General features: G+C 61.4%; 10 protein-coding genes and 1 tRNA gene. 5 read left to right on the top strand and 6 right to left on the bottom strand.

Features of this window, described 5'->3' with window-relative positions:
* Window positions 1-209: 209 nt before the first annotated feature.
* Window positions 210-1,292 carry a phenylalanine--tRNA ligase subunit alpha gene (gene pheS / locus WB528_RS26005; RefSeq protein ID WP_423892109.1) on the bottom strand — a complete coding sequence of 361 codons (1,083 nt, stop codon included), beginning with the start codon at window positions 1,290-1,292 and terminating at the stop codon, window positions 210-212.
* A gap of 165 nt (window positions 1,293-1,457) precedes the next feature.
* Between pheS and WB528_RS26000 the strand changes: the two genes are divergently transcribed.
* Entirely contained in the window at window positions 1,458-1,847 is a 390-nt protein-coding gene (locus WB528_RS26000) for a hypothetical protein (protein ID WP_423892108.1), read from the top strand.
* Between the two features lie 34 nt (window positions 1,848-1,881).
* Here WB528_RS26000 and rplT read toward each other — a convergent pair whose 3' ends face one another.
* From rplT to infC, 3 genes are all read right to left on the bottom strand, one after another.
* Window positions 1,882-2,241: a 50S ribosomal protein L20 gene (rplT, locus tag WB528_RS25995; protein ID WP_423892106.1), complete on the bottom strand. Its 360-nt coding sequence runs from the start codon at window positions 2,239-2,241 to the stop codon at window positions 1,882-1,884.
* Window positions 2,242-2,317: 76 nt separating this feature from the next.
* The gene (rpmI, locus tag WB528_RS25990; protein WP_072818481.1) at window positions 2,318-2,518 is read right to left on the bottom strand and encodes a 50S ribosomal protein L35; all 201 of its coding nucleotides are present in this window, start codon (window positions 2,516-2,518) and stop codon (window positions 2,318-2,320) included.
* A 398-nt stretch (window positions 2,519-2,916) separates the two neighbouring features.
* Complete coding sequence (infC, locus tag WB528_RS25985; protein ID WP_423892114.1) at window positions 2,917-3,456, bottom strand: translation initiation factor IF-3; 540 nt, start codon at window positions 3,454-3,456, stop codon at window positions 2,917-2,919.
* 322 nt (window positions 3,457-3,778) lie between these two features.
* Here infC and WB528_RS25980 point away from each other — a divergent pair, with 322 nt between their 5' ends.
* Complete coding sequence (locus WB528_RS25980) at window positions 3,779-4,504, top strand: alpha/beta hydrolase (protein ID WP_423892111.1); 726 nt, start codon at window positions 3,779-3,781, stop codon at window positions 4,502-4,504.
* 28 nt (window positions 4,505-4,532) lie between these two features.
* A complete protein-coding gene (locus tag WB528_RS25975; RefSeq protein WP_423892104.1) occupies window positions 4,533-5,000 on the top strand; it encodes a nuclear transport factor 2 family protein in 468 nt (155 codons plus the stop codon).
* A gap of 40 nt (window positions 5,001-5,040) precedes the next feature.
* Here the strand turns inward: WB528_RS25975 and WB528_RS25970 are convergent, their stop codons facing one another.
* Window positions 5,041-5,733: a glutathione S-transferase family protein gene (locus WB528_RS25970; protein ID WP_423892102.1), complete on the bottom strand. Its 693-nt coding sequence runs from the start codon at window positions 5,731-5,733 to the stop codon at window positions 5,041-5,043.
* 372 nt (window positions 5,734-6,105) lie between these two features.
* Here WB528_RS25970 and WB528_RS25965 point away from each other — a divergent pair, with 372 nt between their 5' ends.
* Window positions 6,106-6,912 carry an undecaprenyl-diphosphate phosphatase gene (locus WB528_RS25965; protein ID WP_423892100.1) on the top strand — a complete coding sequence of 269 codons (807 nt, stop codon included), beginning with the start codon at window positions 6,106-6,108 and terminating at the stop codon, window positions 6,910-6,912.
* A gap of 186 nt (window positions 6,913-7,098) precedes the next feature.
* Here the strand turns inward: WB528_RS25965 and WB528_RS25960 are convergent, their stop codons facing one another.
* A complete protein-coding gene (locus WB528_RS25960) occupies window positions 7,099-8,067 on the bottom strand; it encodes a complex I NDUFA9 subunit family protein (RefSeq protein WP_423892098.1) in 969 nt (322 codons plus the stop codon).
* Window positions 8,068-8,256: 189 nt separating this feature from the next.
* Here WB528_RS25960 and WB528_RS25955 point away from each other — a divergent pair.
* Window positions 8,257-8,343 (top strand) — tRNA-Leu (locus WB528_RS25955).

Here is an 8,343-nt window from a genome sequence, read left to right as displayed (position 1 = left end):
TTTCAAATAGCGCCATAGCAGCGTCTCGGCACGCGTCATCGTCTGACGAAGTTGCTTCGCCCGGTTACGTTGGCGCGGGTTGACGGCTGCGTGCGGCATTTGTGGCTATCCCCCTCCCCGACCCTCCCCCACAAGGGGGGAGGGAACCGAGAGAGCGAGCGGGAGAGGGAGTTCTACCTTTTGTGCGGATAGACTGTCGGCAAGCAATTTCACGCGCTTAGCCCTCCCGCCAGCGTGGGAATGTCGAGCGGCTTGAAGCCGTAGTGAGCGAGCCAGCGCACGTCGCTGTCGAACAACTGCCGCAAATCCGACATGCCGTATTTCAGCATCGCGATGCGGTCGATGCCCATGCCCCAGGCAAAGCCCTGATACACATCCGGATCGATGCCGCAGGCACGCAACACATTCGCATGCACCATGCCGCAGCCGAGAATCTCGAGCCAATCCTCACCCTCGCCGAAGCGAATTTCGCCCTTGTCGCGCCGGCACTGGATGTCGACTTCGAGCGAAGGCTCGGTGAACGGAAAGAACGAGGGCCGGAACCGCATGTTGATATGATCGACCTCGAAGAACGCCTTGCAGAACTCGTGCAGGATCCATTTGAGGTGACCGAGATGCGAGCCCTTGTCGATGACAAGGCCCTCGACCTGGTGAAACTGCGGCGTGTGGGTGGCGTCGGAATCGATGCGGTAGGTCCGCCCTGGGCAGATCACGCGGATCGGCGGCTTCTGGCTGAGCATGGTGCGCACCTGCACCGGCGAGGTGTGGGTGCGCAACAGCATGCGCGAGCCATCTTCTTTCGGATTGAAGAAGAACGTGTCGTGCATCTCCCGTGCCGGGTGGCCTTCCGGAAAATTCAGCTTGGTGAAATTGTAGTCGTCAGTTTCGATATCCGGCCCTTCGGCGACGGAAAATCCCATGTCGGCGAAGATGGCCGTGAGCTCGTCCCAGACCTGGCTCAGCGGATGGATGCGGCCGGATTCAGCCGGCGCGTCGCGCAAGGGAAGCGTGACGTCGATGGTTTCGGACGCCAGCCGCGCATCAAGCGCGGCCGATTTCAGGACGTCGCGCCGCGCGCTTAAAGCCCCAGTCACCTTGTCCTTGGCGAGATTGATCTTGGCGCCTTGCGTCTTGCGCTCGTCTGGCGACATCTTGCCAAGCGTTGCAAGCAGCGCCGAAATCGAGCCCTTCTTGCCGAGCGCCGAGACGCGCACGGCTTCAAGCGCGGCTTCGTCGCCGGCGGCGGCGATCTGGGCCAGGATTTCCTGTTCAAGCGTGGCGAGGTCGGACACGGCGATCAATTCTCCCGCGGAAAGGCCGCTGGTTGTGGCCGCTGCGAGGCCAGAACGTCAAGGCCAAAACATCGAACAAAAGCCCGTTTTGGGCCGGCTTATTGCGCCTCTTGAACCCTTTCGGCTGGTGTCGCACCAATACCCATTCGATCCCTGGAGTCCGCCATGCGCCTGAAACTGCTCTTGGCCGGGTTAGCTATCTTGTCTGTCGGAGCGTTGCCCGCGGCGGCTGAAGATTGCCCGGTTAGGCCGGCAGAGATGGATGGCATCATCGCCGCGGTGAACGCCGCTTCAAGCTGCGACGCGTCGATGAAAATATTCGAGGCCTGTCAATTCGGCAGCACGGCCGACGTCCAGTTCGGCGACGCCGTCGAGAAGAAATGCGAGCCCGTGTTCCTCTCCCGGCTGTCGACGTCGCGAAAGCGCGTCTACGAGGACCAGCTTGGCCGATGCGACGAAAAATACGCGGACAAGCAGGGCACCATGTGGCGCTCGGCGACAGCGATGTGCCGCGCCGGCATCTCGCAGCGCTATGCGCACAGATTAGGGAAATAGCGGGACCTGCATTGGCCCCGCTGTCGTACCCCAATCAGGCCGCCAGCGCCGCCTTGGCCTTCTCGGCAATCGCCTGGAACGCGGCCGGCTCGTGGATCGCGAGATCCGACAAAACCTTGCGGTCGACCGTGATGCCCGACTTGGAAAGGCCGTTGATAAACACGCTGTAGGTCATGCCGAACGGACGAACCGCGGCGTTGAGGCGCTGGATCCACAAGGCGCGGAAGGTGCGCTTCTTGCGCTTGCGATCGCGGAAGGCGTATTGCCCGGCCTTTTCGACCGCGGGCTTGGCAGCGCGGATCGTGTTCTTGCGGCGGCCGCGATAGCCCTTGGCGGCTTTGTAGACTTTCTTGTGCTTGGCGTGAGAGGTCACACCGCGTTTGACGCGAGACATGACAGATCTCCTTCATCTTGCGAAAAATTGAATGACGGTCGCCGCCCGGATGCGGCGCAGCGGAAGCAGCGCGCGATCAGGCGTTCGGCAGGAAATACTTCTTGACGTTATCGCCGTCGGTCTTGAACAGCACGCGGGTGCCGCGGAGCTGCCTGATCTGCTTCTTCGTCCGCTTGATCATGCCATGGCGCTTGCCGCGCTGGGCGTGCAGCACTTTGCCGGTGGCGGTTACCTTGAAGCGCTTTTTAGCGCCCGATTTGGTCTTCAGCTTGGGCATTTGGCTCTCCTAATTGCCACGGAAAATCCCGCCGCAAGCGGCGTCTTCCCGGCTAAAATGCTCGTTAGAGCGTTGAAAGTGCTCAGGTTCCTCTATAACCGGACAAACCCGCACAGTCATCGCCACGGCAGCCCTTATTCAGCCGGGCGATGAAGGCCGCGCTTATGGCAGAACAAGTCTCTTTTGGCAACCAACGATGAACCGTCAAATCCGCTTCTTCGACTGACGACAGGATGCCGGACAACGGCATCACCCGCATCACGAGAACGGCAGGATCCGGCGACCATTGCAGCGGGACCTGGCAGGCGACGCGAACCTGAGACCTTCTCGAGGTCGCTGGCAAAATTGTCCCCGCGAAGGCGGGGACAATCAACCGGCAGCTTTTTGCGAATCGGTGATTAACGCGGCGCCAGGACCATGACGACCTGACGGCCTTCGAAGCGGGCGTCCTGCTCGACCTTGGCGTATTCTGCGACGTCATTTTTGAGCTTGTCGAGAAGCTTGGTGCCGATTTCCTGGTGCGCCATTTCACGGCCGCGGTAGCGCAAGGTGACCTTGACCTTGTCGCCTTCCTCGAAGAAACGCTGCATGGCGCGCATCTTCACGTCGTAATCATGGTCGTCGATCATCGGCCGGAGCTTGATCTCCTTGATCTCGACGGTCTTCTGTTTCTTGCGGGCTTCCGCGGCTTTCTTCTGCGCCGAATACTTGTACTTCCCGTAGTCCATAATTTTGCAGACGGGAGGATTGTTGTTCGGCGAAATCTCCACAAGGTCCATTCCGGCATCGATCGCCATTTTGATGGCGGCGATCGTCTCGACCGTGCCGTGGTTCGTGCCGTTGTGGTCGATCAACTGAATCGTTGCGTTGCGGATTTCATCATTGGTGCGCGGCCCGTCTTTGGCGGCGGCGGGCGGGGCTCTATTGGGACGGCGAATGGTCTCTTCTCCAAAATTGTGAACGAAGGTTGTAGTTTGAAGGAATAAGGCTTTGCGGGCAAGCAAACTCGGTCGAACGGAGTGAAAAAGCATCAAATGCGAGGCATTTTGGCCACGCCGAACAACGCTTTCCATCGGGGAATGTTCAGTACGTCCGAAATAGGTCGCCAAAGCAGGCCCCGCAAGAACGGCGCGTTAACCTCCGCCCGTTGACGGAGCGGTTTGGCTCGCCCAAAGAGGCGCACGAAATGACCATCTCATGACCAGTTCCGCCGCAAGCGTTGAGAAACCCACATTGATCGAGGTCGGTCAGGCCGACGCGATGCGCCGCATCGCGGTCCGTAGCCGCGAAGGCGACTCGCCGGGGCTGTTTTGGCTTGGCGGCTTCAAGTCGGACATGCAAGGCACCAAGGCGGTGGCGCTGGATGGGTGGGCGGCCGAGCGCAAGCGCGCCTGTGTCCGGTTCGACTATTCCGGCCACGGCGAATCCGGCGGCGATTTCGTTCGAGGCACCATCGGCCGCTGGCTGGAAGAAAGCGTCGCCGTCTTCGAGCGGTTTTGCGCAGGTCCCCAGGTGGTGATCGGTTCCTCCATGGGCGGATGGATGGCCCTGCTGCTGGCGCGCGAACTGGCCCGGCGGCCGGCCCCCCGCGCCTCGCTCGCAGGCCTGGTGCTGATCGCGCCGGCGCCCGATTTTACCGAAGAGCTGATGTGGAAGCGATTCTCGCCCGAAGCCCGGCACCAGATCGAGACCACGGGCGTCTGGTTGCGCCCGTCTGAGTATGGCGACCCCTACCCGATCACCCGCAACCTGATCGAGGAAGGCCGCAAGCACCTGTTGCTCGGCGGTGCGATCGAGGTCGGCTGCCCCGTGCATATCCTGCAAGGCGCGCGGGATCCCGACGTGCCGTGGAAGCATGCGTTTGCGCTTGCCCATCGGCTGCCGGCCGAAGACATGGTGCTGACCATGATCCAGGACGGCGATCACCGGCTGTCGCGACCGCAGGACATTGCGCGGATTCTGGCGGCGGTGGCGGAGTTCGATTAAGCTTGGTCTTGTCGCGGAGACAAACGTCATGACCACACAAGAACTGCTGCGTGCCCTTTGCGACGCCGCCGAAGCGCAAAACGGCAAGGCCTTTGCCGACCTGTTTTCCGAGGACGGCGTCTATCACGACGTGTTTTACGGCGCCTTCGAGGGCCGCGCCAAAATCGCGGAGATGATCGACGAAGTTTTCTGTCGTACCGCGACCGATTTCCGCTGGGAGATGCATTCCCCGCTCAGCGACGGTAACATGCTCTATGCGCACTACACCTTTAGCTATCGCTCGAAGCTGCCTGAGGCGAAAGGCGCGCGCGTCATGTTCGAGGGCGTGGCGATGATGAAGCTGCGCGACGGCAAGATCACCTGCTATCACGAGGTCGCCAACACCGCGCCGGCCTTGGTCGACATGAACTTTGCGCCGGAGCGCATCGCCAAGATCTTTGCCAAGCAGGGCGCGGAGCTGAAGGCGCGACCCGAGATGCGGCGGCACCTGGCTTAAGGTCGTTCCGCAACGAGGAGGATCATCTGGCTCGGCTGAATCAGAAGTCGAGATCTACATAGGTCCGCGACGCCGGCACGCCCGCGAGCCACTCGCTGAGCAGCGGACGGAACGACGGCCGGGATTTGACCCGCGCATACCAGGCCTTTGCCGCATCGTCCTCGGTCCACGGCACATCGCCCAGATAATCGATCGCCGACAGATGCGCGGCCGCGGCGAGGTCCGCATAGGTGAGCCGGTCGCCGGCGAGATAATTTCGCGTTCCCGCGAGCCAGCCGATATAGGCGAGGTGATAACGCACATTCGCTTTTGCCGCACGGATGACGTCCGCCGACGGCGGGCCCCCGCCCTCCTCCTCGCTCATGAAGCGCTTGTAGATGCGTTCGGTGACCAGTGGGTTGGAGGCTTCCTCGAAAAACTTTTCGTTGAACCACGACATCAGCCGCCGCACTTCGACGCGTTCGCCGATCGTTGTCGGCAACAGTCGCCGTTCGGCCATTTCGGCGCCGAAAGCCTCATCGATGAATTCCGCGATGACGCCGGCGCCGGGAATCGCGCCCTCCCCCTCGGCGATCAGGACCGGCGTGGTGCCGGCGGGGTTGAGTGCGAGAAAGGCTTCGCGCCGCTCCCAGGCCCGTTCTTCCGCGAGTTGCAGATCGGCGCCGAGTTCGCCGAGTACGAGGCGAATGAAGCGCGAATGCGGACAGAAGGGGTGATGGAACAGCGTAAACATGAAGCCCTGAAGGAAGGAGAAATTGCGCCGCCAACCTAACGAAGCTTTCGACCGAGGCAACCCTTCAGTGGTCCGATTCCAACATTCGCAGCCCAACTCAGCGGGCACTTTTGCGAATGTTAGAATCAAAGGACCACTGGCAAATGTGGGTTTCTGGTGGAGTTTAGGATTTGACATTCGCTTTCTGAGTTTGTGGCTAGCGGGCTAGCGAATGTCGAATCCACTCCACTAGGGTTTTTGCGTTTTTGCCGTTGCGGCGTGCAAACGAATAAGCGAGAAGAATCCGGCTGTTTTTCGGCCATGGCCGCTCACCGCGGTCGTCAATGGATCGTCGTGGTGTCATCACCAAGCTTAAAAAGAGGGCGCTAGATCATGCTGTCTGATTCGTTGCGGGCGGTAATTCTCGGCATTGTCGAGGGCATCACCGAATTTTTGCCGGTTTCGTCGACCGGCCACATGCTGCTCGTGAAGCGCTTCTTCGGTCTCGGCGAGGGCGCCTTCTGGGACAGTTTCGTGGTGCTGATTCAACTCGGCGCGATTCTCGCGATCGTGGTGATCTATTTCGCCAAATTGTGGAAGATCGCGCTCGGCGTGTTTTCCAATCCCGACGACCGCCGCTTTGTCATCGGCGTGCTGGTGGCGTTTTTACCGGCGGTGATCATTGGGCTCATTGCCGGCAAATACATCAAGGAAGTTCTGTTCAATCCGTGGGTGGTCTGCTTCTCGCTGATCGTCGGCGGCGCCATTCTGCTGTGGGTCGACCAGATCGATCACAATCCGCATGAACATGACGCCACGAAGTTTCCCTTGCTCACCTATCTGTGGATCGGCGTTGCGCAATGTCTCGCAATGATTCCCGGCGTTTCCCGCTCCGGCGCCAGTATCGTCGCGGCGATGCTGCTGGGGGCCGACAAACGCGCGGCGGCGGAATTCTCGTTCTTCCTGGCGATACCGACCATGATCGGCGCGTTTGCCTATGATTTTTACAAGAACCGGGCCGAGATGACGTCCGACCACCTCGGCACTGTCGCGATCGGCTTCGTGGTGTCGTTCGTGGTCGCGATCATCGTGGTGAAGGCGTTTCTCGGTTACGTGAGCCGCCGCGGCTTCGCGCTGTTTGCGTGGTGGCGCGTCGTGGTCGGCACGCTCGGCCTGATCGCGCTGGCGATGGGACGGTAGATTACTTCCTGTCGTCCCCGCGAAAGCAGAGACCCATAACCACGAATACTAGTTGCCGAGCTCGCTGGGGATCGTTTCTGTGCAACAGAGATATTCGTGGTTGTGGATCCCGGATCGCGTTCACGGAGCCTGTCATCGGGCGCGCATACGCGACCCGTCGGCTCACTTGTTCGAGACGACGGGAAATTACGCGCCCTTCTGCCCGAACTGGCCGGTTTTGCGGAAGCGCCAGAGGTATTGCGGCGCTATCGCCTCGAGCGAATCCGCCGCGATGCCGAGCCCTTCCAGCGTGAGGCCGGCAGCTTTCGCTGCTTCCGACACCACGTTGTCGCCGCGCAGCAGCTCGACCTGATCGGGCGTCAGCTTGAACGCGCCGGGCGCAAATTGCAGCAGCAACGCTTGCAGCTTCGCCAGCGCAAACGGCAGCGTCACCAGCATGCGGTCGCGTTGGGTGGTCGCCAGGATGAATTCCATGATCTCGCGCATGGTGAGCACTTCCGGCCCGCCGAGCTCGTAGGTCGCCCCTGCTTTGGTCTTGCCGTCCACGGCTTCCGCGACGGCCGTTGCGACGTCGCCGACATAGACCGGCTGCAATTTGGTCGCCCCGCCTCCGATCAGCGGCAGCGCCGGCGAAATCCGAGCCAGCGCGGCGAAGCGGTTGGTGAAATCATCCTCCGGGCCGAACACAACGGAGGGCCGCAGGATGGTGGCGGAGGGAACGGCCGACAGTACCGCCTGCTCGCCAGCCGCCTTGGTGCGCGCATAGCGCGAGGTGGAATTGGCGTCAGCGCCGATGGCCGAAACATGGATCATGCGCGCGCCCAACGCGGCCGCCGCCTTCGCCACGGTGCCTGCGCCTTCGGCTTGCACGGCGTCGAATGTCTGCGCGCCTGATGGCGCCAGGATGCCGACGAGGTTGATGGCGATATCGGCGTCGCGCATCGCGGCCTCGACGGAAGCCGGGTAACGCAGATTGGCCTGCACCGCATGGATCTGGCCGACCTTGCCAAGCGGCTGGAGGTGGCCCGCCAGTTCCGGTCGCCGTACAGCGACGCGGATCCGATAGTCGCGCTTGCATAGCGCCCGCACGACGCTTCGGCCGATAAAGCCGGACCCGCCGAAAACCGTCACCAGGGTTTCTAGATTCGAAGCCATGTTTGATGCCTTGGGTGAATTCCGGGGGCCAATTTGCGGGGTCGGATTCGGTCGACGGGGCGGATATTTCGACGATTTGCGGATACGCCATCGCCCGATTTCTGTACAGCCCATTTCAATGGCTTGTTGCCGGCCGGGGGCTAAGGCAATTTGACAAGCGCGCGACCGAACCTTAACTAGCGGCCCCATGCCCAGGTGGCGGAATTGGTAGACGCGCTGGCTTCAGGTGCCAGTGACCTAACAGTCGTGAAGGTTCGAGTCCTTTCCTGGGCACCA

Origin of the sequence: Bradyrhizobium sp. (genome assembly GCF_049586575.1) — a bacterium.
In the GTDB taxonomy this organism is placed as follows: Bacteria; Pseudomonadota; Alphaproteobacteria; order Rhizobiales; family Xanthobacteraceae; genus Bradyrhizobium.
Note: the sequence above shows the minus strand (reverse complement) of the source record. Positions and strands in the feature narration are given on the sequence as shown.